At 37.2% G+C, this 23,916-nt stretch carries 23 protein-coding genes; 20 read left to right on the forward strand and 3 right to left on the reverse strand.

The window, feature by feature from the left end; translation table 11 throughout:
• Positions 1 to 404 precede the first annotated feature (404 nt).
• Both dnaN and dnaA read right to left on the reverse strand, forming a co-directional pair.
• On the reverse strand, positions 405 to 1,541 hold the full coding sequence (gene dnaN / locus VBD025_RS04095) for a DNA polymerase III subunit beta (protein ID WP_430789530.1): 1,137 nt from the start codon (positions 1,539 to 1,541) through the stop codon (positions 405 to 407).
• Positions 1,542 to 1,727: 186 nt separating this feature from the next.
• Positions 1,728 to 3,080, reverse strand: a complete 1,353-nt coding sequence (gene dnaA / locus VBD025_RS04100) for a chromosomal replication initiator protein DnaA (protein ID WP_430789532.1) — start codon at positions 3,078 to 3,080, stop codon at positions 1,728 to 1,730.
• Positions 3,081 to 3,833: 753 nt separating this feature from the next.
• On the opposite strand from dnaA, the gene rpmH reads away from it, so the two are divergent.
• The 12 genes from rpmH to VBD025_RS04160 all read left to right on the forward strand — a co-directional run bounded on the left by rpmH (position 3,834) and on the right by VBD025_RS04160 (position 16,051).
• Positions 3,834 to 3,968 carry a 50S ribosomal protein L34 gene (gene rpmH / locus VBD025_RS04105; protein ID WP_430789534.1) on the forward strand — a complete coding sequence of 45 codons (135 nt, stop codon included), beginning with the start codon at positions 3,834 to 3,836 and terminating at the stop codon, positions 3,966 to 3,968.
• A gap of 134 nt (positions 3,969 to 4,102) precedes the next feature.
• Positions 4,103 to 4,444, forward strand: coding sequence for a ribonuclease P protein component (gene rnpA / locus VBD025_RS04110; protein WP_430789536.1), 342 nt, complete (start codon positions 4,103 to 4,105; stop codon positions 4,442 to 4,444).
• Positions 4,445 to 4,537: 93 nt separating this feature from the next.
• Positions 4,538 to 5,308 carry a YidC family membrane integrase SpoIIIJ gene (gene spoIIIJ / locus VBD025_RS04115; protein ID WP_430789538.1) on the forward strand — a complete coding sequence of 257 codons (771 nt, stop codon included), beginning with the start codon at positions 4,538 to 4,540 and terminating at the stop codon, positions 5,306 to 5,308.
• On the forward strand, positions 5,305 to 5,919 hold the full coding sequence (gene jag / locus VBD025_RS04120; RefSeq protein ID WP_430789540.1) for an RNA-binding cell elongation regulator Jag/EloR: 615 nt from the start codon (positions 5,305 to 5,307) through the stop codon (positions 5,917 to 5,919). The genes spoIIIJ and jag overlap by 4 nt, the downstream gene beginning before the upstream one ends.
• 756 nt (positions 5,920 to 6,675) lie before the next feature.
• A complete protein-coding gene (gene mnmE, locus VBD025_RS04125; protein WP_430789542.1) occupies positions 6,676 to 8,052 on the forward strand; it encodes a tRNA uridine-5-carboxymethylaminomethyl(34) synthesis GTPase MnmE in 1,377 nt (458 codons plus the stop codon).
• 325 nt (positions 8,053 to 8,377) lie between these two features.
• On the forward strand, positions 8,378 to 10,261 hold the full coding sequence (gene mnmG, locus VBD025_RS04130) for a tRNA uridine-5-carboxymethylaminomethyl(34) synthesis enzyme MnmG (RefSeq protein WP_430789544.1): 1,884 nt from the start codon (positions 8,378 to 8,380) through the stop codon (positions 10,259 to 10,261).
• 23 nt (positions 10,262 to 10,284) lie between these two features.
• Positions 10,285 to 11,001 (forward strand): 16S rRNA (guanine(527)-N(7))-methyltransferase RsmG, encoded by a 717-nt coding sequence (rsmG, locus tag VBD025_RS04135; protein WP_430789546.1) that lies wholly within the window; start codon positions 10,285 to 10,287, stop codon positions 10,999 to 11,001.
• A gap of 304 nt (positions 11,002 to 11,305) precedes the next feature.
• Positions 11,306 to 12,166: a nucleoid occlusion protein gene (gene noc, locus VBD025_RS04140; protein WP_430789548.1), complete on the forward strand. Its 861-nt coding sequence runs from the start codon at positions 11,306 to 11,308 to the stop codon at positions 12,164 to 12,166.
• 218 nt (positions 12,167 to 12,384) lie between these two features.
• Positions 12,385 to 13,158 (forward strand): ParA family protein, encoded by a 774-nt coding sequence (locus VBD025_RS04145; RefSeq protein WP_430789550.1) that lies wholly within the window; start codon positions 12,385 to 12,387, stop codon positions 13,156 to 13,158.
• Complete coding sequence (locus VBD025_RS04150; RefSeq protein ID WP_430789552.1) at positions 13,139 to 13,972, forward strand: ParB/RepB/Spo0J family partition protein; 834 nt, start codon at positions 13,139 to 13,141, stop codon at positions 13,970 to 13,972. The genes VBD025_RS04145 and VBD025_RS04150 overlap by 20 nt, the downstream gene beginning before the upstream one ends.
• A gap of 183 nt (positions 13,973 to 14,155) precedes the next feature.
• Positions 14,156 to 15,316 (forward strand): aminotransferase class V-fold PLP-dependent enzyme, encoded by a 1,161-nt coding sequence (locus VBD025_RS04155; protein ID WP_430789554.1) that lies wholly within the window; start codon positions 14,156 to 14,158, stop codon positions 15,314 to 15,316.
• A gap of 30 nt (positions 15,317 to 15,346) precedes the next feature.
• Positions 15,347 to 16,051, forward strand: a complete 705-nt coding sequence (locus tag VBD025_RS04160) for a DUF554 domain-containing protein (RefSeq protein ID WP_430789556.1) — start codon at positions 15,347 to 15,349, stop codon at positions 16,049 to 16,051.
• A gap of 428 nt (positions 16,052 to 16,479) precedes the next feature.
• On the opposite strand, the gene yyaC is transcribed toward VBD025_RS04160, so the two are convergent.
• Positions 16,480 to 17,106 (reverse strand): spore protease YyaC, encoded by a 627-nt coding sequence (gene yyaC / locus VBD025_RS04165; protein ID WP_430789558.1) that lies wholly within the window; start codon positions 17,104 to 17,106, stop codon positions 16,480 to 16,482.
• Between the two features lie 88 nt (positions 17,107 to 17,194).
• Here yyaC and VBD025_RS04170 point away from each other — a divergent pair, with 88 nt between their 5' ends.
• The 8 genes from VBD025_RS04170 (at position 17,195) to VBD025_RS04205 (ending at position 23,612) form a co-directional block, all read left to right on the forward strand.
• Positions 17,195 to 18,220, forward strand: coding sequence for a YkvI family membrane protein (locus VBD025_RS04170; RefSeq protein ID WP_430789560.1), 1,026 nt, complete (start codon positions 17,195 to 17,197; stop codon positions 18,218 to 18,220).
• A gap of 90 nt (positions 18,221 to 18,310) precedes the next feature.
• Positions 18,311 to 19,231, forward strand: coding sequence for a mechanosensitive ion channel family protein (locus VBD025_RS04175; RefSeq protein ID WP_430789562.1), 921 nt, complete (start codon positions 18,311 to 18,313; stop codon positions 19,229 to 19,231).
• 20 nt (positions 19,232 to 19,251) lie between these two features.
• Positions 19,252 to 19,449, forward strand: a complete 198-nt coding sequence (locus VBD025_RS04180) for a DUF951 domain-containing protein (RefSeq protein ID WP_430789564.1) — start codon at positions 19,252 to 19,254, stop codon at positions 19,447 to 19,449.
• A 211-nt stretch (positions 19,450 to 19,660) separates the two neighbouring features.
• Positions 19,661 to 20,761 carry a redox-regulated ATPase YchF gene (gene ychF, locus VBD025_RS04185; protein ID WP_430789566.1) on the forward strand — a complete coding sequence of 367 codons (1,101 nt, stop codon included), beginning with the start codon at positions 19,661 to 19,663 and terminating at the stop codon, positions 20,759 to 20,761.
• A 131-nt stretch (positions 20,762 to 20,892) separates the two neighbouring features.
• Positions 20,893 to 21,183, forward strand: a complete 291-nt coding sequence (rpsF, locus tag VBD025_RS04190) for a 30S ribosomal protein S6 (protein WP_430789568.1) — start codon at positions 20,893 to 20,895, stop codon at positions 21,181 to 21,183.
• A 15-nt stretch (positions 21,184 to 21,198) separates the two neighbouring features.
• Complete coding sequence (gene ssb, locus VBD025_RS04195; protein WP_430789570.1) at positions 21,199 to 21,705, forward strand: single-stranded DNA-binding protein; 507 nt, start codon at positions 21,199 to 21,201, stop codon at positions 21,703 to 21,705.
• A gap of 20 nt (positions 21,706 to 21,725) precedes the next feature.
• On the forward strand, positions 21,726 to 21,956 hold the full coding sequence (rpsR, locus tag VBD025_RS04200) for a 30S ribosomal protein S18 (RefSeq protein WP_430789572.1): 231 nt from the start codon (positions 21,726 to 21,728) through the stop codon (positions 21,954 to 21,956).
• A 258-nt stretch (positions 21,957 to 22,214) separates the two neighbouring features.
• The gene (locus tag VBD025_RS04205) at positions 22,215 to 23,612 is read left to right on the forward strand and encodes a sodium:solute symporter family protein (protein WP_430789574.1); all 1,398 of its coding nucleotides are present in this window, start codon (positions 22,215 to 22,217) and stop codon (positions 23,610 to 23,612) included.
• Positions 23,613 to 23,916: the final 304 nt, after the last annotated feature.

Below are 23,916 nucleotides of genomic sequence, written 5' to 3' on the forward strand. Positions count from 1 at the left end.
ACGCTCTCATTTTCATCAAATGAAGAGCGTTTTATCGTGAAAAACCTATTTGTTGATTCATATGTCTATTAATATAATTAAGTTTTCATTGAAAAAGTTACATGTAGTACAAAATTGGTAGATCTACCATCGCATCTTCGAATACATTCCGCTTTCCGCGGGCGAGTGTCGAGCCTCTTCGGACTAGCGTCCTTCAGGGTCTCGCCGATCTCTTACTTCCCGCAGGAGTCTCCATGTATTCGAAGATGCTTAGAAAAAGTGGATAGATAAATTTTTAATATCTACCTCTTTTTCAGTTGCAACGAAATGCGAATATCTTTTTCGCTGTGTCGCATTTGTCTTCATATTCTGGTATAAAAAAATTCGGCAATCGTTAGTAAAGACTAGCGATTGCCGAATTTTTTCTAATATGTTCTTACTGGCAGTATAAGCTGCAGAATTGGGTCATTATTTTCTGGTCTGATGATGAATGGACGCATTGCGCCGGTGAATTCTATCTTTACTTCATCATTTTCAATTGCTTTTAATGCATCCATCATATACTTCGAACTGAATGAAATCTTTAGTTCTTCGCCTTCAATTGATTGAACAGTCATTTCTTCTGCAACTTTACCAACCTCAGGTGAATTACTCGTAATCTCGATCAATTGACTATCCTTCGTTGCAAGTCGAACTACATTATTTCGATCTTCCTTCGCCAATAAGGATGAACGGTCAATCGTATTCAATAAATCCTTTGTCTTTGCATGAATAATCGTTTTACTTTCTTCCGGTATTAATCTTGATGTCTCTGGATAATTCCCATCAAGTAAACGAGAGAGGAAATAGACATGCTTCGTACGGAATAGAATTTGATTATTTGTAACACTGATTTCGACTGGATCTTCTGTATCAGAAAGAATTTTATTAAGTTCGTTTAAACTTTTTCCTGGAACAACAATACTTGGAAGATTAAGTTGTGATTTTTGAACAGGGATTTCCCTTGATGCCAATCGATGACTGTCGGTTGCTGTAAAACTTAGGGTCTCTTCAGAGAAGCTAAGCTTGACACCCGTTAAAATTGGACGAGTTTCCATTGTAGAAACAGCAAATACCGTTTGTTTTATTAAACTTTTTAATAAATCTGTTGGTAATTCAAAGCTTTCATCTGTTTGGAGCATTGGAAGCTGTGGATATTCTTCAGCATCCTGTCCGTTTAAACTGAATTCTGCTTTACCAGAATTGATGGTTACCTTTAAATTTTCATCTGCAGTAATTTCTACAGATTTCTCTGGAAGCTTACGAACGATATCTGGAAAATAACGTGCCTGCAAGACAATGCTTCCAGGTTCGATGTTTTCGACATGTACGATCCCATCTTCTTCTGCAGGAATAAATGATTGTATGGAAATGTCAGAATCACTTCCTGTTAACGTAATTCCATTTGTTGTAGCTTCGATTTTCATTCCAGTCAATATTGGAATTGCTGTACGTGATGAAATTGCCTTCATTACATCTTGAACACTGGAAATTAATTTGTCTCGTTGAATAATAAATTTCATAAACTAAATCCTCCTAGTGGGAAGTCCTTTATATATATTTTTATTAATAAATTATAGTAATAATAGTAATAAGGCCTGTGATTATGTGGATAACTCATTTTTCGCTTTATACACTATAATTAAAAGCCTGTGGACAGACTGTTGACAAGTATGAACCGCTATACACACTATTCACATGTTGGTAACTTATAAATTTTTGAGTTCCTCTTTAATTTCTTCTATATCCTGATCTAAAGAAGAATCATTTTCCAGCATTCTAGCTATTTTTTCATGAGCATGAATGACAGTAGTATGATCACGGCCACCAAATTCCTCACCAATTTTAGGTAATGAAAAATCGGTCATTTCTCTTGATAGATACATGGCAATTTGTCTAGGGAATGCGATTGACTTCGTGCGTTTCTTAGCAATAAAGTCTTCCTGCCTGATGGAATATTTTTCACCTACAACATGCTGTATCTTCTTGATTGTTACAACTTTCGGCTTTTTACTTGGAATAATGTCTTTTAATGCATCAGCTGCAAGCGAAGCATCTATATCACGGTTAACAAGCGACGAATACGCAACTACCCGTATTAATGCACCTTCGAGTTCGCGAACATTCGTATCAACTTGATTGGCAATGTACATCATAACTTCATTTGGAATGTCGAGGCCTTCTGCTTTAGCTTTCTTACTTAATATTGCGCTTCTTGTTTCTAAATCCGGCGGTGTGATATCTGTAATTAATCCCCACTCAAACCTTGAACGCAAGCGATCCTCTAAGGTTGGTATTTCCTTAGGTGGACGGTCACTGGAGATAATAATTTGTTTGTTTTCTTCATGTAATGTATTAAACGTATGGAAAAATTCCTCTTGCGTTGATTCTTTTCCAGCGATGAATTGTATATCATCAATCAGCAGTACATCGACATTTCGATATTTGTTACGGAAGTTGATCGTTTTGTTGTCCATAATGGCATTAATAAATTCATTGGTAAATTTTTCAGATGATAAATAAACCACACGTGCGTCCGGGTTATGATCGCGAACGTAATGACCAATCGCATGCATCAGATGGGTTTTGCCAAGACCAACTCCTCCATATATGAAGAGCGGATTGTACGCTTTTGCTGGCGCTTCAGCCACAGCAAGGGATGCTGCATGAGCAAAACGGTTTCCAGATCCAATAACAAATGTGTCAAAGGTGTAGTTTGAATTTAACATGGTTTTCGGAGCATCTGTATCCGAATTATTTTGTACGGCTGGCATCGGTTTAGGCGTCATATTTACATCATCCGGCTCAATATTTGTCTCCGGAATAATGAATTTGATTTTTAATGATGCTCCAGTAATTTCAAAGAGTATTTCGGATATTAATATGGTATATCTACCTTCAAGCCAGTCGCGTGCAAATTCATTTGGAGCAGAAATGATTAATGTATCATCCTGAAGTTTTTCAGCTTTTGTATTTTTCAACCATGTGTCAAAACTGGGTTTGCTGACTTTTTCTTCAACTTTTTCAAGTGTAGCAGCCCATAATTCTTCAATGTTTTCCAATTTGGATTCACTCCTTTCGGTAAAGATATGATACAAAAAGCCTCTCTCAATCTTTCAAAATAAAACGGACTTTGAAAGATGGAAAGGCATCTTTTTTATACATTAGGAAAGTATAAAAGTTTAGAGCAATTACCGGTATAAGTAAAACTTCGGCATTCGCTATTTAAGAACGAGGCGAATAACGAATATTTCTAAACACTGCTGTGTACAGATGTATAAGGTTACCAGCAAAATATAGAAAAACTAGCTTACTTTTAAATAAATAATAGAAGTAAGAAAAAAAAAATTTATTTTTGTCGTGTGGATAACAAAGCTTGTTATACAAGTAGTTAAGAAGATTTATAAACTTTCTCCACATAGCTGTTGATAAGCTAATAAACAGATGTGTGAACAAGTATCCACAGGTTATTAACAGAATGTGGATATCTATTTTCCACTTTTGCTTTTTCCACATCTTAAAACACAAACATAATACCAAAAATAAGACAGTAATGCAATGGGTTTTTCGACAGTTATCCACAAAAACCACCCCTTGTAGACAATATTTATCCACACCACTATATTTTGTGAGTATCCTGTCGATATGTGATGTGGATAAAAATATCCTTGAGATTAATACAAACAATTGCCTGTGGGTAACTTAAATGAAAAAGGAAGTTGACAGATGGTACATGTTTTACGTATAATTATTTAGACTGTCTACTGGATATGTTTAAGTATTAATTTTTAATTCCTCAGGGAGGTGTAAGATAGATGAAAAGAACTTATCAACCAAATAACCGTAAACACAAAAAGGTGCATGGTTTTCGTGCGCGTATGAGTACGAAGAACGGACGTAAAGTATTACAGCGTCGTCGTCTAAAGGGAAGAAAAGTATTATCTGCATAGACCGCTGAAAATGTCAGTGGTCTTTTTTCAGAAGAGAAGCAGTGTTTCCTGTTCCTTCTTAATATGGGGGAACTATGGGATCACTGCTTATTCTATAGTTAGAGTGAATTGTATATGAATCTAAGGTGATTTAAATGAAAAAAGCATTTCGTATTAAAGAAAATGAAGAGTTCCAGGATGTATTTAAAAAAGGAAAATCTTTTGCTAACCGGCAGCTGGTTGTCTATTACAGGAAAAAAGAGGGGCAATCCCACTTTCGTGTTGGGTTCTCAGTAGGAAAGAAAATTGGAAACGCTGTAACAAGGAACCGTATTAAGCGGCATTTACGTCATGCGTTCCAAGATCTTGAAAAAAAGATTTCCATGGATAAAGATATTGTTATTATTGCCAGACAGCCGACAAAGGACATGGCATATGATGAATTTAAGAAAAGCTTGATACATTTATTATCTAGAGAGCGTCTACTAAAAAAATAAAGTTCAATTTATGGTTATTGATAGAACCTTAAATTGGTTTAATGATAAAATAATATGGATTACATAGAGTTTTGTTAGTAAGGAGGAAATCGAGTGTCAAAGAAGTTTTTATTAGTAATAAGTATGATCGGATTGGTCGTATTACTTTCTGGATGTATGAATATTGATCAGCCGATTAATTCGGAGAGTGAAGGTATTTGGGACGAGTATTTTGTTTATCCAATGTCCTGGTTAATTGAATACTTTGCTCAGCTGTTCAATGGAAGTTATGGATGGGCTATTGTTGTAGTTACAATTATCGTTCGATTTGTTCTATTACCACTGAATGTTAAACAATTAAAGAGTTCAAGAGCGATGCAGGATGTTCAGCCTGAGCTTAAAGAACTTCAAAAGAAATACAGCTCTAAAGATGCTAATACACAACAAAAACTGCAAAAAGAAACAATGGCGTTATTTCAAAAGCATGGCGTAAACCCACTTGCAGGGTGTTTGCCTATTTTTGTACAAATGCCTGTTTTAATCGCAATCTACCATGCGATTATGAGAAATGCCGAAATCCAGACACATAGTTTCTTGTGGTTTGAACTAGGCGATCCGGATCCATTTTTCATACTTCCAATTGTTGCGGGTGCCGCTACATTCTTCCAGCAGAAATTAATGATGGCTGGTAGTCCAGCAGGTCAAAATCCACAAATGATGGTAATGTTATATGTAATGCCTATTATGATTGCTGTATTTGCAATTTTCTTCCCAGCAGCACTTGCACTATACTGGGTTGTAGGTAACATCTTTATGGTTGCACAAACAATTTTCATTCGTAAGCCAATGATGAAAGATGCTAGTACTGGAGGAGACAAAAAGTGAGAGAAATAACTGCTACTGGTCAAACGGTCGAAGAAGCGGTCCAATCAGCATTAGAGCAGTTAAACACAACAAAGGACCAAGTGGATATAACTATTATCGACGAAGGTAAAAAAGGTCTTTTCGGCGTTTTTGGTTCGAAGAGATCAATTGTTAAAGTTACTTTAGCTAAAAATCAAATCCAGCAAACTGAAAAATACATCCGTGAGCTAACAAAAAATATGGATGTTGAGGTCGAAATTACGACTTCTGTAAAGAGTAATCACGTAAACTTTGAATTAAATGGGGAAAAGATTGCCCTATTAATTGGAAAACGTGGTCAAACGTTGAATGCATTGCAATATCTAGTTCATTTGGTAATAAATAAAGATGGAAAACAATTTTATACGGTAACAGTTGATGCAGAAGGATATCGTGCTCGTCGCAGAGAGACACTGGAATCACTTGCATTAAAAATGGCCGATAAAGCAAAACGGTTAAATAAAAAAGTGGCATTAGAGCCTATGCCGGCATATGAACGTAAAATTATTCATAGTGCTCTGCAAGGTAAAAATGATATTTCTACGTATTCTGACGGTGTTGAACCACATCGTCACATCGTGATTAAACCGTAAATACTTTACTGAAAACCCTGGGAAACCGGGGTTTTTTGCTTTGTCTGTCCGGGAATTTGATGCTCCCTGAATAGGACGCATTATCCCTAAACTTCGAAGTAACTTTAGGTTTATTTCCATTGCTGCCGTCCAGGATCGTTGCAGGCGGATGCTTTCCTGCGGGGCATCAGACTCGTGCTGTTCCCGCAGGAGTCACCGCCCTCCACTCACCGGGACTGGTAAAGCTGTTTATGTCTTTGTTTTTTCTTCAACTAGTGCATGTAGAAATAGCCATGTTATCAGAGAGGCAGTTAAGAAATATGAGATATCAATATTTTGTCTAGAGATTGGAGCGGATGGCAGTCGACTCCTGCGGGAGGCTCACCAGCCGCCCTAAGGTGCGCGACTGCCTGCGGAAATCTCGTTGGCTACTTCGCCGTTTATTTCCATAGTGGTAAGTTACGCCGTATTTTCCTTCAATTACGACAAAGTAATAGTAACATTAAATATAGAAATATTTGTAACCTGATGTCGAGTACTATATTTCAAGTGCTACAAAGAATAAAGTTTATTAATTATCCATGTGCAAAAGTAGTATTTTAAAGAAAAAAGCAGATTATCCACATGTGAATAATCTGCTTTTTTCTTTGGTTGTTTTTATCTTTGTGGATAAGTTTATTTTTACGTCAAAATGTGATATTCTATTTAGTTAGTGACGATAAAAAATAAAATGTCAGTAATATATATAAATAGATGCGATAAAAGAAGGTGAACGACGTGGAGACAGATACAATAACAGCAATTTCAACCCCGATTGGAGAAGGGGCTATTGCAATTGTGCGATTAAGTGGTCCAGAGGCAGTATCGATTACGAACCATTTGTTTCAGGGAAAAAATTTAAACCAAGTAGAATCACATACCATTCATTATGGAAAGATAATAGATCCTTCCACAAATGAAGTAGCGGAAGAAGTAATGGTAACCGTTATGCGAGCACCAAAAACTTTCACGCGTGAAGATGTAGTTGAAATTAATTGTCACGGTGGCTTAGTATCGATTAATCGAGTATTGGAAATTATTTTGAGTAAAGGTGCTAGATTAGCCGAACCTGGCGAATTTACCAAGCGTGCATTTCTCCACGGTCGAATCGATTTATCGCAAGCTGAAGCAGTTATGGATCTGATTCGGGCAAAAACGGATAAAGCAATGTCTGTTGCATTAAAGCAGATGGATGGAAGACTGTCCTCCTTAATTCAACAACTAAGACAAGAGCTGCTGGAAACAGTAGCACACGTTGAAGTGAATATAGATTACCCGGAGTATGATGATGTGGAAGAAATGTCACATGAAATGATGCGGGTGAAGACGAAAGAAGTTCACGATGAAATTGAAAAACTTTTAGAGGTTGCAAAACAAGGTAAAATTTTGCGTGAAGGCCTTGCAACAGCTATTATTGGGAGACCCAATGTCGGAAAGTCTTCGCTAATGAATACACTTGTTCAGGAAAACAAAGCAATTGTTACAGAGGTTCCTGGAACAACTCGTGATATTATTGAAGAATATGTCAATGTTCGCGGAGTGCCATTACGACTTGTCGATACAGCTGGAATAAGAGATACCGAGGATATTGTCGAAAAAATTGGTGTCGAACGATCGAGAAAAGTGTTAAAAGAAGCAGACTTAATTTTATTTGTATTAAATAATAATGAAGAACTTACAGCGGAAGATGAAAAATTGTTTGAAGCTGTAAAAGGTCTGGAATATATTGTGATAATTAATAAAACAGATTTACCAAATAAATTGAATTTAGATGCCGTACAAGAGATGACAGAGGGGAAACCAATTATAACAACTTCTTTAATAGTAGAAGAAGGTGTGGATAAACTGGAAGAAGCCATTGCTCAAACGTTCTTTACAGGCGAGATAGATAGTGGGGATCTAACCTACGTTTCAAATGTTCGCCATATCCAATTGTTAAAACAAGCGAAACAATCGTTAGAAGATGCAGTAGACAGTCTTGAGATGGCAATGCCACTGGATATTATTCAAATTGATGTTACACGAACATGGGAACTATTAGGAGAAATTATTGGAGATACAGCAAGCGACAGCTTAATCGATCAGTTATTCTCCCAATTTTGCTTAGGGAAGTAAGAAAAGCGGAGGCGACTGATTAGAAGCGGACGCATAAGCAAGGGACCGAAAAACGCCTGGTTTTTGGCGTTTGTAGTGTCAATTGCTTATGCCGGCAGCTTCTAGGAGCCGCAACTAGCCAGTAAGAAAAGCGGAGCGGGCTTGATCAGCGACGAAAAACATAGTCAAGAGACCGAAGAGCACAGGGTTTTACGTGCTCGGAGTGTCAATTGACTATGTCTCGAGTCGCTAGCCCGCGGAGCTAGACAAAAGAAAAGCGGAGGCGACTGATTGCCCACGCTTCATTAGATAAAATTTTGGTATTTAATAGAAAGGATGAAAAATTATGGCATATGATGCAGGCAATTATGATGTAATTGTAATTGGAGCAGGTCATGCTGGAGTAGAAGCTGGGATTTCCGCTGCTAGAATGGGCGCGAAAACTTTAATGCTGACACTCAATTTAGATATGGTAGCTTTTATGCCTTGTAATCCGTCGCTAGGTGGTCCTGCGAAAGGGATCGTTGTGCGGGAAATTGACGCTCTCGGTGGAGTGATGGCCAAGGTGATTGATAAAACACACATTCAAATGCGTATGTTAAATACAGGTAAAGGGCCAGCAGTGCAAGCGTTACGTGCACAGGCTGATAAACCATTATATATAAGAGAAATGAAAAATATAATCGAAAATCAAGAGAACTTAACTTTAAGACAGGCTATGGTTGAAAAACTAATCATTGAAGATGGAGTATGTAAAGGTGTGTTAACTGAATCGAAAGCTGCTTACCGCGCAGAAACAGTTATTATCACAACTGGTACGTTTATGCGTGGAAAAGTATTAATGGGAGACTTGGAGTATGAAAGTGGTCCAAATAACCAACGTGTATCTGTAACACTTTCAGAACATTTGGAGGAACTTGGTTTTGAATTAACACGCTTTAAAACAGGTACACCACCTCGTGTGAATAGTCATACAATTGATTATTCTAAAACTGAAATTCAGCCAGGTGACGACAAGCCACAAGCTTTTTCGTATGAAACGACAGAATATATTACGGATCAGATACCTTGTTGGTTAACATATACAAATGAATTTACACACGAGATTATTAATGACAATTTGAAGTTATCAGCTATGTATTCAGGTATGAAACGTGGAACCGGACCTCGTTATTGCCCATCAATTGAAGATAAAATTGTTCGTTTTAATGACAAACCACGACACCAGGTATTCTTAGAGCCTGAAGGTCGCCAAACAGAGGAAGTTTATGTACAAGGATTGTCAACGTCACTGCCAGAATTTGTTCAGCATGAGATGCTTAAAACAGTTCCAGGATTGGAAAAGGCAGAAATCATGCGCGCCGGTTACGCAATTGAGTATGATGCTTTAGTGCCAACGCAATTATGGCCAACTTTAGAAACGAAAATGATTCCAGGACTATATACAGCTGGTCAAATTAATGGAACATCTGGTTACGAAGAAGCCGGGGCACAAGGAATTATGGCTGGTATTAATGCTGCTTCAAAAGTATTAGGTCGTGATCCACTAATATTAGACCGTTCGCAAGCATATATAGGTGTTTTAATTGATGATTTGGTAACTAAAGGTACAAATGAGCCTTATCGTTTGTTAACGTCCAGAGCAGAATATCGTTTATTATTACGTCATGACAATGCTGATATGCGTCTGACAGAAGTAGGACATAATCTAGGTTTAATTACGGACGTGCGATATGAGAAATTTTTAGAGAAAAAAGCGCTGGTAGAAGAAGAGAAAAAGCGTTTATCTAAATTTACAATTAAACCAGAAGAAAAAGTCCAGGCGCTACTCGAGACAGTTAATGCTACACCACTTAAAGAACCTTTAAAGGCAATAGATCTACTAAAACGACCAGAAGTTTCTTATGAATTACTTGAACAAATGGTTCCATTTGAAAAAGAACTGCCACCTGAGGTAAAGGAACAAGTAGAAATTCAAGTTCAATACGAAGGCTATATCAAAAAAGCTGTAGATCAGGTTGAACGGATGATGAAAATGGAAGATAAAAAGGTACCTGAGAAAATTGACTATGATGATATTAATGGACTCGCTACTGAAGCTCGTGAAAAATTAAAGGAAATACGTCCACTTTCTGTAGGTCAAGCATCAAGAATATCCGGAGTAAACCCTTCTGATGTATCCATTTTACTTGTATATATTGAGCAAGGGAAAATTGCAAAGATAAGCTAATTAACAGTTAGGAGAACCGTATAATGAACCCAGATTTATTCAAACAAGAACTTGAAAAAAAAGGAATAATACTCAGTGATAGACAGAGGGAGCAATTTGATATTTATTTTCGTACCCTTGTGGAATGGAACGAAAAGATGAACCTTACTGCGATAACAGAAAAAAATGATGTATATTTAAAGCACTTTTATGATTCAATAACTGCGGCTTTTCACTATGATTTTACAAAAGAATTGCATATTTGTGATGTGGGAGCTGGTGCCGGGTTTCCCAGCATCCCACTTAAAATATGTTTTCCACAGCTAAGTGTAACGATCGTAGACTCATTACAAAAGCGAATTGTGTTTTTAAATCAATTAGCAACTAATTTGGATATAGACAAAGTTGCTTTTCATCACGATAGAGCTGAAAACTTCGGGAAAAATAGCGCATTTAGAGAAGAATTCGATGTTGTCACTGCTCGTGCAGTAGCCCGTATGAGTGTGTTAACTGAGTTATGTTTGCCATTAACTAAGAAAAACGGCGTATTTATTGCTATGAAAGCTGCTCAAACTACTGAGGAATTGAAGGATGCGGAGTTGGCAATAGAGGTACTAGGTGGAAAATTAAATAAGGTAGATACGTTCACATTACCTAAAGAGGATAGTGAACGTTCTATTATTATGATTGAGAAAAGAAGAAAAACACCGAATAAATACCCAAGAAAAGCAGGGGTGCCGAATAAAAGCCCTTTGAATTAGCTGAATAGAAACTATATTTTTTTCTTTAGGGTACTTTTATCATTAAATATGGTAGAATAAGAGCAGAGATTTAAGGTACGCAGCGGTTTATACTGCAGCGTTTTTCTTGTTTAACTGACTTCAAAGGTGTAATGCCTTTACTTCCTAAGGGTCATTTATTTTACATAAGCATTTATTACTAAACTAGCTTATAAGTATTGAAGACTCTATAAAAATTACAAAATTGTTCCACGTGGAACAATTTACATAAAAATAGGGGTAAATTAGTATATATGAGTTTTATGAATAAAGGTGGTGTCTGATAATGGTACGTCCTTTCAACCGTATTTTCGGATTAGGAGATAAATCGGATTCTGAAGAAGAAGAAAAAGAAGCATATCATCCTAATGAAGTGATACAACTTGCAGTAACGAAAATTAAACCGAATCGATTTCAGCCTAGAACAATTTTCAATGAAGAAAAGATTACTGAACTAGCACAGACGATTAAGACACATGGTATGATTCAGCCAATCGTAGTTCGAAAGATTGAAGAAGATGATTATGAATTAATTGCTGGTGAGCGTAGATGGCGCGCCGTACAATCTTTAGGGTGGGAAAACGCACCTGTGATTGTGCAGGAAATGACTGATACAGAGACAGCTTCTGTGGCGTTAATTGAAAACCTTCAACGAGAAGAATTAACAGTTATAGAAGAAGCACGAGCATATGCAAGGCTGTTGGAATTACACTCCATAACACAGGAAGCACTAGCTCAGCGTTTAGGTAAGAACCAGTCAACTATTGCGAATAAACTGAGGTTGCTGAAACTGGATGATGAAGTTCAACAGGCTTTGTTAAACAAACAAATCACGGAACGTCATGCAAGAGCTTTGATTAAGTTAAAAGAACAGGAAAAACAGATTAAGCTGCTGCGTGATATAATTGAACACGATTTGAACGTTAAACAAACGGAAGAGCGTATCGAAAAAATGGAAAATAAGAAAGATGAACCTAAAAAGAAAAAACCGAAACTTAAAGGTGTCAATAAAGACATGAGGATTGCTGTAAACACTATAAGACAATCATTAACAATGGTTTCGGATACAGGAATTGATGTTGAAACTGATGAAAAAGATTTAGATGATTATTATCAATTTACAATTAAAATTCCCAAAAAGAAATAATTCATTTTTATATACTTTCATATATTTACCCATCTTTTTTCTATTAGATGGGTTTTTTTACACAGAAAACGATAATTCATGAAGCAATGGGCCATGATTTAATGAATTATCGAGTTTTCTCGACATAAATTACGTTTTTCTTACAAAATGATGCTTTATCCGCTTTTCCAATAAAAAAATGATAGAATTAAACTATAGAATGATAGGTAGGTGATAACATGGGTAAAATTATTGCCATGGCAAATCAAAAGGGTGGCGTAGGCAAAACAACCTCAGCTGTCAATTTGAGTGCGTGTTTAGCACACTTGGGAAGAAGAGTATTACTTGTAGACATAGATCCTCAAGGCAACGCAACAAGCGGTGTAGGAGTTAACAAGGCGGATGTTAGCCAATGTATTTATAATGTATTGGTTGAAGATGTCCCTGCTAAAGAAGTGATTACACAATCAAGTGTACCAAAGCTTGATATTATTCCTGCTACGATTCAATTAGCTGGAGCTGAAATAGAATTAGTTCCAACCATATCAAGGGAAATACGTTTAAAACAGTCGTTGGAAGTGGTAAAAGGTGAGTACGATTATATAATTATTGATTGTCCTCCATCGTTAGGGTTGTTGACAATAAATGCTTTAACTTCTTCTGATACTGTTTTAATACCAGTTCAATGTGAATATTACGCATTGGAAGGGCTTAGTCAGCTTTTAAATACGATACGATTAGTGCAAAAACATTTAAATAAAGATTTAATGATAGAAGGCGTACTGCTTACTATGCTTGATGCCCGTACGAATCTTGGTATTCAGGTCATCGAAGAAGTGAAAAAGTACTTCCAGGATAAAGTTTATAAATCGGTTATACCAAGAAATGTTCGTCTAGGCGAGGCACCAAGTCATGGTCAGCCAATCATAACGTATGATCCAAAATCACGTGGTGCAGAAGTTTATCTAGAATTAGCGAAGGAAGTGATGTCTAGTGGCGAAAGGGTTAGGTAAGGGTATAAATGCACTGTTTCCGGAAATTGATGAAAAAAAAGAAGCTATTCAGGATTTAGCAATAAAAGATTGCAGACCAAATCCATATCAGCCCAGAAAAACATTTCATGCTGATGCAATTGAGGAATTAAAAGACTCAATTTTAGAGTATGGTATTATTCAGCCGCTAATTGCACGAAAAAGCATAAAAGGGTATGAAATAGTCGTTGGAGAACGCCGGTTTCGTGCGGCCAAAGAAGCAGGATTGGACACTATTCCAGTAGTAGTTAAAGATCTTACAGATGAAAGAATGATGGAGATTGCTCTTTTAGAGAACCTCCAGCGTGAAGACTTAACTCCAATTGAAGAGGCACAGGCATATGCTAATTTAATGAAAGAGCTGGGTATTACACAGGATGAATTGTCCAAGAGGCTTGGAAAGAGCAGGTCGCACATTGCCAATCTAGTAAGGTTGTTATCTCTGCCAGATCAGGTTATTGCTTATATTAATAACGGAGAGCTTTCAATGGGCCACGGACGAGCACTAGTTGGAATTAAAAATAAGCAAAAATTATTACCTTTTGTAAAACGGATTCTAAAAGAGAAGCTAAATGTTCGTCAGGTTGAACAGATGATAATTGAAATGAACAAGAAGCCCGAAAAAAAGCCTACAAAACCTAAAATGGATATATTCTTGCAAGAAAGAGAGTCTGTTTTGAGGGATCGTTTAGGTACTTCAGTGACTATCCAACGTGGAAAAAGAAAAGGGAAAATTGAAATTGATTTTTTCTCGAACGATGATTTAGATCGAATCATTGAAGCATTAAAATCATAAATAGAATCGAAAGACTGACTGATTTATAGTAGCTTCTAAGCTAAAGTCAGTCTTTTTTTGCAGGTAAGAAAGTATAAATCTATTCTTAATGCAACATAGAACCATCAAAATTTAACGATTAGTCAAGTTTTGATAACTCAAGTAAAATAAAAAGCTATCATTTTATAAGAAGGTGAATACCAAATGATATATTTTGATCAGGCTGCTTCCTCCCACCCTAAACCGACCAGCGTGGCGGAAGCAATGGTATATGCAGTGAATTCCGTTGGTGCTAACCCTGGAAGAGGGAGTCATGCTTTAGCAAGGGAAGCTTCGAAGATAATTCAGGAGACGAGAGTTAAAATAGCTGAATTATTTGGGGGCAGTAACCCGAGCAAGGTGTTATTCTATCAGAATGCTACAATTGGCTTAAATCAAGCAATCAAGGGTTTATCCTGGGATAAAGGGGATCATGTGATTGCCAGTTCCTATGAACATAATTCTATTCGAAGGCCACTGGAATACATAAGTGAAAAGTGTGGAGTAAGTATTACATACATTGATGTTCCAGAAAAAGAAGAAGACGATCAGTTTATTCAGGCGGTTCAGGATGCCATTAAACCCAATACCAGATTGATCGCAATGACACATGCTTCCAATGTTACCGGTCGTATTTTACCAATTGCTGATGTTAGTAAATTGGCGAAGAGAAACAGCATCAATACGATCCTGGATGCGTCCCAGACGGCAGGACATCTTTCCATTAACATGAATGAACTTGGAATAGATATGATGGTTTTCCCGGGACACAAAGGATTATTAGGTCCGCAGGGAATTGGGGTATTAATGGTAGAAGGAAACGTTAATTTAGTACCTATCCATCATGGAGGTACAGGTACTTTTTCTTCTGTAGCAACCCAGCCTGAACAATGGCCGGAATATCTTGAAAGTGGTACATTAAATACTCCTGGAATAGCTGGTCTTCGTGCAGCGTTAACGGAGTATGAGAAAAGAATTAACGAAATTGTTCCACGTGAAACAATACTAGCCCAAAGTCTTTTAGAAGGATTGAGAGAAATAGATGGTGTTACCTGTTACGGACCGAATTCTGACGCGTATCGTATGCCAATTGTGGCATTCAATATTGATGGTATTTCTTCTCAGGAAATTGGGTTAATACTAGATTCACATTATCATATTGCAGTACGAGCTGGAATTCATTGTAGCCCGTTAACACATGAATCGTTACATACTACAGAACAAGGAATCATACGTGCTAGTCTTAGTATGTATAATACGGAAGAAGAAGTTCACTCATTTTTACTAGCAATAAGAGAAATAGTATCCTCGTATAAAGAATTATAAAGTGACTTAATAATTAATGGAGATGGGGCAATGGTTTTATACGGTACGTTAATCAATGGGGTATGTATTATTGTAGGTAGTCTGCTAGGATTGTTTTTCACTAAAATACCCGAACGATACAAAGAGACTGTCATGCACGGCATTGGATTGGCAGTAATATTAATTGGCCTGCAAATGGCATTTACTACAGAAAAAATAGTTGTTGTTCTGTTAAGTCTTCTAACAGGCGCCATAATAGGTGAACTCATGCACGTTGAAGAAGGGTTAAATAGACTAGGCGCGTGGATTGGCAGTAAATTCACTACTAAAAATGAGAACTTCAGTGTAGCACAAGGGTTTATTACCGCATCACTTATTTTTGTGATAGGGGCAATGTCGGTAATTGGCGCATTGGATAGTGGAATTAGAGGTGATCATGAAATACTCATTACCAAGGGAATCATTGACGGATTTGTCGCTCTTGTTTTAACAACAACACTAGGGTTTGGTGTAATTTTTTCAGTGATACCGGTAGTAATTTATCAAGGTGGCATTGCACTATTAGCTACCCAAATAACCAAATGGTTACCAGAAAGTTTCTTAAATGGTTTTATTGTTGAACTCACCGCAGTAGGGGGACTACTGATTGTCGCAATCGGACTCAACCTGCTTAAGATTACACAAATTAGAATTGGTAATCTATTACCATCACTTGCAACAGTAGTACTTATTTATTATATCTATCAATTAATATAGACACAGACTCCTGCTAAAAGTAAGAGGTAGCTACTGAAAAAGTTATATTGGGCCAAAATAAATTGGATCTACTGTCGCATCATCGAATATACTTCGCGCACCTTAGGGCACGGCTTCAGTCTCCTCGGATAAGCAAAGACCGCTTTCCTGTAGGGCCTTCAACGCGCGCTGTTCCCGCAGGATAAGGAAGGCTCCCCTGAAAAGGCATCGCACGAAGAAAAAGTACTTTTCTTTTTCGAGGAGTCTTCGTATTTTCGATGATGCTAAGTAAGAGTGAAATAATAGAATTTTATTATCTACCACTTGTCCAGTAGCCTTTGTGGCCCGCTATACAAAAGACTTTTACTAATTGATTAGTAGAAGTCTTTTTGTATGTTTAAAAGGGTAGACGAATAGTTCACTATTAAATTGGCAGAGCGCAAAGTATTCTAAAGCTTACTCTCTTGTTTAACAGGAGTAATAACGATAGACGGGACGGCAATACTATGCTGCAGCCGACTATCTATTTCGGTTAATAGTTTAGCTAATTGTTTTGCCATATCCACTACAATGGATAGGCGTGTGTTCTGTAAAATTGAAAACTCCATAAATCCACTAATATTTACAATTCCAGTTAAATTAATATCCCCAATTTCAGGAAGTGTTTTATTTAAAGCGGCTCCAGGTTTTAGTGGTCCAATACCCAAAACAATGTTTCCAACTGACGATGAACGACCAAGGCATGCGTCTATTGCAATAATATAAGGATTGCTATGCTGATTGTGTATGATCTCAATATAACTTTCAAGATTAGTTGCGTGAACTGGTTCATGAATCGTGCCGTATACAGTTAGATTTTTAGGTTTATTTTCCTGTAAAAACGTTCCAGTTAATGGTCCTAATGAATCTCCGGTTGATCGATCTGTACCAATACAAACAACAATATATTCTTTCGGAATTACCGGAAAAAAAGATATAACTTTTTCAGCCATCATTGTTGAAATCAACGAATCTGTATACATGAAACGCATATTTTCCTGCTCACTTTTCATAACAAATTGTTTTTTTAGATTCATAGCTTATCCTCCACACACATATTGTTAATAGTATACGACTTTTAAAAGATAACTATACATTGAATTTTTAATAATTGGAGGAAAATAAATGTGGAGTTCAGGGTTTAAGTGGATGTTTTTAATAATTGGAACCACCATTGGGGCGGGATATGCTTCAGGCAGAGAGTTATGGCAATTTTTTGGGCATGAAAGTGGACTAGCCATAGTAATGTTCGCCTGCTTTTTCTCTATATCTTGTGTGGTGATTATGAAGATAAGCTACGAGGTACAGTCAAAAGATTATTTGCCAGTACTGCGGGTTATTGTAGGTGAAAGACTTACAAAATTATACGATATCATGATATTTGTATATTTGTTTACGACGACGATTGTCATGCTGGCTGGCAGTGGTGCAACCGGTCAGGCGTTTTACTTTCCTTATTGGTGGGGTGTAGGATTTATATCAGTTTTACTTATCGCATTATTTGTAAGAGGGATTAATGGTCTGTTAATGATTAATCAATTTATTTTGCCAGTATTACTGTTAGGACTTATCGCGATATTGTTAGTATTTACGTATGATCAAAAGCTGGCACTTTTCTCTCACTGGCATGAACAACGAAATTGGAAAGCAGCATTTCCATTTACCGCTTTAAATGTTCTGCCGCTTATCGCGGTGATCGGGGCAATCGGAAATAAAGTTCAGTCACGAAAAGAAATACTGATTGCTGGAATTGGCAGTGGGCTCATATTAGGTGTTATCTCGTATATATATAATAATAGTCTTATTCAGATAGCCGAGGAAATATTGGTATATGAAATACCGTTATTTGCAATTCTGAAAAACTACTCGTTTGGTGTACTAGTGTTTATGTCAATAATGCTGTGGTTTGCTATTTTTACAACAGCAGCGTCGGGGATGATGGGGCTGATCACCCGGATTCAGACGTATTGGAAATCTCCGTTATGGTTGATTGCTTTGGTAGGTGTTATGATTATGATACCATTTACTACGTTTGGCTTTTCAACGCTCATCAGTTATCTGTATCCAATATATGGAGTTTTAAATTTGTATGTACTGATGAGGTTAATACTGTATCCGATTTGGAATACTAAGAACAGAAAGGCGCATTAGTCTGTTTGCTTTTCAATAGTAACGGAATGTTGTAGTATCTACATATACACTAAAACTGGTTAACTAGTATCATTCCTGGAGGCGTGCATAGTGGATTGGATAAATAGTAATATAGAAGATTTGTGGAAATATCTTTCTGGCCCTGACCTATGGACGGCAGTCGGTAAGGGCGCTTTAAATATTTTTTTAATTATCCTGGTGGCTATTGTGGCCATAAAAGTAGGGAAAAAAGTAATCGATAAAGTGTTTGTAAGCAGACAGCGCGGTCCGTTTCGTATAACGGAGCGAAGAGAAAATACATTAAAAAAGTTACTGCATAATGTCTTAACATATACGATATATTTCACCGTTTTTATTATGGTATTAGATGAAGGGTTTGGTTTAGATATTGGACCATTACTAGCCGGCGCTGGTGTAGCAGGTTTGGCAATAGGTTTTGGTGCTCAAAACCTTGTCCGTGATATCATATCGGGTTTCTTTATTATTTTTGAAGATCAGTTTTCTGTTGGTGATTATATCAGGACCTCAAAAGTAGAAGGAACAGTAGAAGAAATCGGTATGAGAACGACCAAAATTAAAAGCTGGACAGGCGAGCAGCATATTTTGCCTAATGGAAACGTGACCCAAGTGACGAATTACTCCGTACATAATGGTTTAGCTATTGTGGACATAAATATTCCTTATGAGAGTGATATTGAAGCTGCTGAGAAGGTTATTGAGGAAATGGCGAAAGAATTACCAGATAAATATACTGAAATTGTGGGTACTCCTGAAACGATTGGTGTTGAAACACTCGAATTGTCTCATTATGTTATTCGAGTAATTGCAGAGACGCAGCCAGAGTTTCAATGGGCAGGAGCGCGTATCATTCGTCGGGAAGTGAAGAAAAGTCTATACAGTGAGGGTATTCAAATACCATCTCCACGTCTTGTAATGTATACGCGTAACGAAAATCCCACTGCTAAAGAACCGGAATTAGAACAAACAAGATTGCACGAAAATGATGAGTAATAGAAAGTAGGTATCATATTATGGTAGATAAAGATTTTGCTTTAAATGATATTGTACAAATGAAAAAGCCACACCCTTGCGGCGAAAACCGCTGGAAAATAATCAGGATGGGTATGGATGTACGAATTAAGTGTCAGGGCTGTGATCACAGTGTACTGATCCCCAGGCGGGAATTCTCCAAGAAATTGAAAAAGGTACTTGAAAAAAACGAATCATAAAAACTAGTAAAATTTATGTTTTTCCTTCCATAATGGAGGAATGAAGTAAAATAAAAATATAAAATCATTTTTTCATGGACGATTCAGCAAAAATGCGTATGAAAAATAACGTATTTTTGCTTTTTCTTTGCTTGTCAAATCCTGACCTTGTATTATAATTGGGAAGACTAGTACGTTCATATGAATGATATCCTTAAGGAGTGAAAGTTACATGGCTTTAACAGCAGGAATTGTCGGACTCCCTAATGTGGGTAAATCAACTTTATTTAACGCGATTACTCAGGCAGGGGCAGAGTCGGCTAACTATCCGTTTTGTACGATTGATCCAAATGTAGGTATTGTAGAAGTGCCGGACGATCGATTGAATAAATTAACTGAATTAGTAAAACCGAAGAAAACAATACCAACAGCTTTTGAGTTTACAGATATTGCAGGTATTGTAAAAGGTGCGAGTAAGGGAGAGGGTCTTGGCAACCAGTTTTTATCTCATATTCGTCAAGTAGATGCAATTTGTCATGTAGTTCGTTGTTTTGTAGACGAAAACATTACACATGTATCTGGAAAGATTGATCCAATTGATGATATAGAAATTATTAATCTGGAACTGATTTTAGCAGATCTGGAAAGTGTTTCAAAACGTTTTCAGCGTGTTGAAAAGCTTGCACGTCAGAAGGATAAGGCGGCAGTGGCTGAGTATAACGTGCTTGAGAAGCTGAAAGTTGGTTTGGAAAATGATCAGCCGGCACGCGCTATGGACTTTACCGAAGAAGAGTGGAAAGTGGTTAAACAGCTTCATTTGCTAACAAGTAAACCAATTCTTTATGCTGCAAATGTATCTGAGGAAGAAATTACCAATCCGGAAGGTAATGAATATGTTCAACGAGTAAAAGAGTTTGCGGCAAATGAAAAAGCAGAGGTAATTGTGGTTTGTGCAAAAATCGAATCAGAAATTGCTGAGCTTGATCAGGAAGAAAAAGCAGAATTCTTAGAAGATCTAGGAATTGAAGAGTCTGGGTTAGACCAGCTTATTAAAGCGTCCTATCAATTGCTTGGCCTCTCGACTTACTTCACGGCTGGTGAGCAGGAAGTTCGTGCATGGACATTCCAAAATGGAATTAAAGCACCACAGGCAGCTGGTATTATTCATACTGACTTTGAACGCGGATTTATTCGTGCAGAAACCGTTTCATACAATGATCTAGTTGATGCAGGTGCTATGGCACAGGCGAAGGAAAAAGGAAAAGTAAGATTAGAAGGTAAAGATTATCTTGTAAAAGATGGCGATGTCATCCACTTCCGTTTTAACGTATAACAAAGGATCCCTCGAAGCTTGTATTTTATAGAATGATTTGGTATAATACACTATTGTGAGTAATTAACTTAAAATTATTCCTTGCTTCTATTTATAATAGGAGCCGCTAAGACCAAAAGGAGGTGTAACGAATGACTAAATACGAAATCATGTATATCATTCGCCCAGACATGGAAGACGATGCTCAAACAGCACTAACAGAGCGTTTCCATAAAATCTTAACTGATAATGGGGCGGAGATTATAAAAATTGATGAAAAAGGCAAAAAACGCCTTGCATATGAAATCAATGATTACCGTGATGGGTATTATGTTGTTGTGAAGTTTTCTAGTGATGTAGCTGCAGTAAATGAGTTTGATCGACTAGCTAAATTCTCAGACGATATTATCCGTCATATGGCAATTCGAGAAGAAGATCAATAATAAGGGGTGGTTCTGATGTTAAATCGAGTCGTACTTGTAGGCAGATTAACGAAGGATCCTGATTTACGTTATACACCAAACGGAGTGGCTGTAGCCAATTTTACTTTAGCTGTTAATCGACCTTTTTCCAATCAACAAGGAAATCGTGAAGCGGACTTTATCAACTGTGTCGTATGGCGCAGACCTGCAGAAAACCTTGCTAATTATATGAAAAAAGGTAGCCTGGTCGGTGTTGATGGACGCGTTCAAACACGTAGTTTCGAAGGACAAGACGGTAAAATGGTTTACATTACAGAAATTGTGGCAGACAGTGTTCAATTTTTGGAAACAAAAGGTTCTTCTCAAGGTAGTAGCCAAGGTTCATCAGGCTATCAACAAAATCAGAATCAAAACCAAAATCAAGGACAGAATCAAAACCAGAGTAATTCCAATCAGAACCAAAACCAGAACCAAAATGAAGAGGACCCGTTTAAAAATAACGGGCAACCTATCGATATATCGGACGATGATTTACCATTCTAAAATGAAAAGGAGGGGTATTGATGGCAGCTCGTCGCGGACGCGCAAAGCGTCGTAAAGTGTGCTATTTCACATCAAATGGAATTACACACATCGATTATAAAGATGTTGATTTACTAAGACGTTTCATCTCAGAACGTGGAAAAATTCTTCCACGTCGTGTTACTGGAACATCTGCTAAATATCAGCGTAAACTTACTAAAGCGGTTAAACGCTCTCGTACTATGGCATTATTGCCTTTCGTAACAGAGTAGTATAGCTTATATAAACCTTTCTTTTCGTGTGAAATAGCGAGAAGAAAGGTTTTTTAATGTGGAGTAATGGTAAAAATATACATATGATAATTTTTTGTAAGTATGTTATGATGTCAAATGTTAAGTTACAAAGAAGAAGTATTAAAGTCCATCCTTTAATACTTCTTTTCTTTGTGCGGCATTTATTGTATAGCTGTTATATTATTTTCTATTTGGTAAAAGCTAAACACAAAACTAATTACAATAGGAGGAGAATGAATGGAAATTACACACGATCCAACATTACTATGGTTTGTTGGTGGTTATGGATTAATTATGGTTCTTATGGGCGTCTATTATTCCAGAAAAGTTTCAAACAGTGAAGATTTTATTTTGGCAGGAAAAGGACTTGGAGCATTTGTTTTAACAGGTACATTGCTTGCGACTTGGACTGGAAGCGGAAGTATATCAGGTGGAGAAACTTCCATGGCGTTTTCATATGGAATTATCCCTGCTTTACTGATGATGGTTCCTACATTAGTAGGTATCGGTATTCTATACTTAATCGCACCAAAAATACGAGAATTTGGTAAGTATACGGTTTCGGGTATTCTTGAGGCAAAGTATGGTTCAACTGCGCGCATGATTGCAAGCGTTATCATTATTTTGGCTTTTGTAGGAATTGTTTCGTACCAGATGACTGGAATTGGATTCATTTTAAACTTAACTACAGGAATGTCTGTTGAGGTTGGTACAATGATTGGTGCAGCATTAATTATTTTCCTTGCAACAATTGGTGGGTTGAGGTCCGTTGCACCAACTGATGCTTTAAGTGCATTTTTTGCGATTGCAGCTCTATTTATTACGCTCCCGACCATTTATGTCATTGCAGGGGGATGGGATGAAGTAACAGCGAATGTTCCTGCTTCTCATTTAACAGTAACTAGTACGCTAAGCAACGTACAATTGCTAGGATTTCTTCTGCCTTCCCTGTTCTTGCTGTTAGGTGATCAGAATATGTATCAGCGACTTGCATCATCTAAGGGAGACAAGTCTTCCAGAAAAGCTCAAATCGGATGGTTAATAGGAATGCTTCTTATTTCTCCAGCTATCTCGTTTATCTCATTTGCATCACGTTCTATGTTTCCGGATGTTGCCCCGGGGATGGCTTTAATGGCAACTACACTAGTGATGCCTACCATTATTGGTGGAATTCTGCTAGCAGCAGCAACAGCATTTATTGTAACTACAGGTAATTCATATTTATTATCTGCTGCAACTAACGTCACGTATGATATTATCGGTAAACTTGTTAAGAAAGATGCGACAGACAAGCAGTTATTGTTTATAACGAAAATATTTATTGTAGTATTGGGTGTATTATCGTATGTGATAATAAGCTACTTCCCTACCGTTTTAGAAGTACAAATGTATGCATATACAGTTTACGGTGCCGGACTTACACCAGCTCTACTGGCAGTCTTCTTCTGGAAACGCGTAAATGCTGCCGGCGGTATTTCTTCTATGATTGCCGGGGTGACTACGACGCTGGTATGGGAAATTGTACTAGCAAAACCATTTGAACTAAACAGTGTATTAATTGCACTTCCTGTAGCAGTTATCGTATTAATTGTTGTTACGCTGGCTACAACGAATGGTAAAGCACAACCTGCTTAACCAATCTGATGGAATATTAAAAGGGCTATCCGTTTATGGGGTAGCCCTTTTTTTAAAAATATAAGAATGTATAAAATAATTATGTTTGTCTGTCTAGCTCCAAAACCTAGCCTGCTTGATGTTTTTACATGCTATTAGTTACTTTTGTCGTAGTTGATGGAAACGGCGAAATAACTCGATTTAACTTTAGCTTTATTATCACATACTGGTTCTGTAACTGCCGTCCAGGATAGCTGCGGGCGGATGCTTTCCGCGGGCACGGCTTCAGTCTCCTCGAGAAAATGCAGTGCACCCCTATAGTTGG

Origin of the sequence: Virgibacillus flavescens (assembly GCF_050574275.1) — a bacterium.
In the GTDB taxonomy this organism is placed as follows: domain Bacteria; phylum Bacillota; class Bacilli; order Bacillales; family Amphibacillaceae; genus Virgibacillus_F; species Virgibacillus_F flavescens.

Bases quoted from the DNA above. Each gene is read 5' to 3' on its own strand.
- VBD025_RS04160 (WP_430789556.1), top strand. From the start codon at position 15,347: ATGGTTTTATACGGTACGTTAATCAATGGGGTATGTATTATTGTAGGT.
- dnaN (WP_430789530.1), bottom strand. From the start codon at position 1,541: ATGAAATTTATTATTCAACGAGACAAATTAATTTCCAGTGTTCAAGAT.
- ssb (WP_430789570.1), top strand. From the start codon at position 21,199: ATGTTAAATCGAGTCGTACTTGTAGGCAGATTAACGAAGGATCCTGAT.
- VBD025_RS04155 (WP_430789554.1), top strand. From the start codon at position 14,156: ATGATATATTTTGATCAGGCTGCTTCCTCCCACCCTAAACCGACCAGC.
- VBD025_RS04170 (WP_430789560.1), top strand. From the start codon at position 17,195: ATGTGGAGTTCAGGGTTTAAGTGGATGTTTTTAATAATTGGAACCACC.
- yyaC (WP_430789558.1), bottom strand. From the start codon at position 17,106: ATGAATCTAAAAAAACAATTTGTTATGAAAAGTGAGCAGGAAAATATG.
- rpsF (WP_430789568.1), top strand. From the start codon at position 20,893: ATGACTAAATACGAAATCATGTATATCATTCGCCCAGACATGGAAGAC.
- VBD025_RS04205 (WP_430789574.1), top strand. From the start codon at position 22,215: ATGGAAATTACACACGATCCAACATTACTATGGTTTGTTGGTGGTTAT.
- rpmH (WP_430789534.1), top strand. From the start codon at position 3,834: ATGAAAAGAACTTATCAACCAAATAACCGTAAACACAAAAAGGTGCAT.
- rnpA (WP_430789536.1), top strand. From the start codon at position 4,103: ATGAAAAAAGCATTTCGTATTAAAGAAAATGAAGAGTTCCAGGATGTA.
- mnmG (WP_430789544.1), top strand. From the start codon at position 8,378: ATGGCATATGATGCAGGCAATTATGATGTAATTGTAATTGGAGCAGGT.
- ychF (WP_430789566.1), top strand. From the start codon at position 19,661: ATGGCTTTAACAGCAGGAATTGTCGGACTCCCTAATGTGGGTAAATCA.
- VBD025_RS04180 (WP_430789564.1), top strand. From the start codon at position 19,252: ATGGTAGATAAAGATTTTGCTTTAAATGATATTGTACAAATGAAAAAG.
- noc (WP_430789548.1), top strand. From the start codon at position 11,306: ATGGTACGTCCTTTCAACCGTATTTTCGGATTAGGAGATAAATCGGAT.
- rpsR (WP_430789572.1), top strand. From the start codon at position 21,726: ATGGCAGCTCGTCGCGGACGCGCAAAGCGTCGTAAAGTGTGCTATTTC.
- rsmG (WP_430789546.1), top strand. From the start codon at position 10,285: ATGAACCCAGATTTATTCAAACAAGAACTTGAAAAAAAAGGAATAATA.
- VBD025_RS04145 (WP_430789550.1), top strand. From the start codon at position 12,385: ATGGGTAAAATTATTGCCATGGCAAATCAAAAGGGTGGCGTAGGCAAA.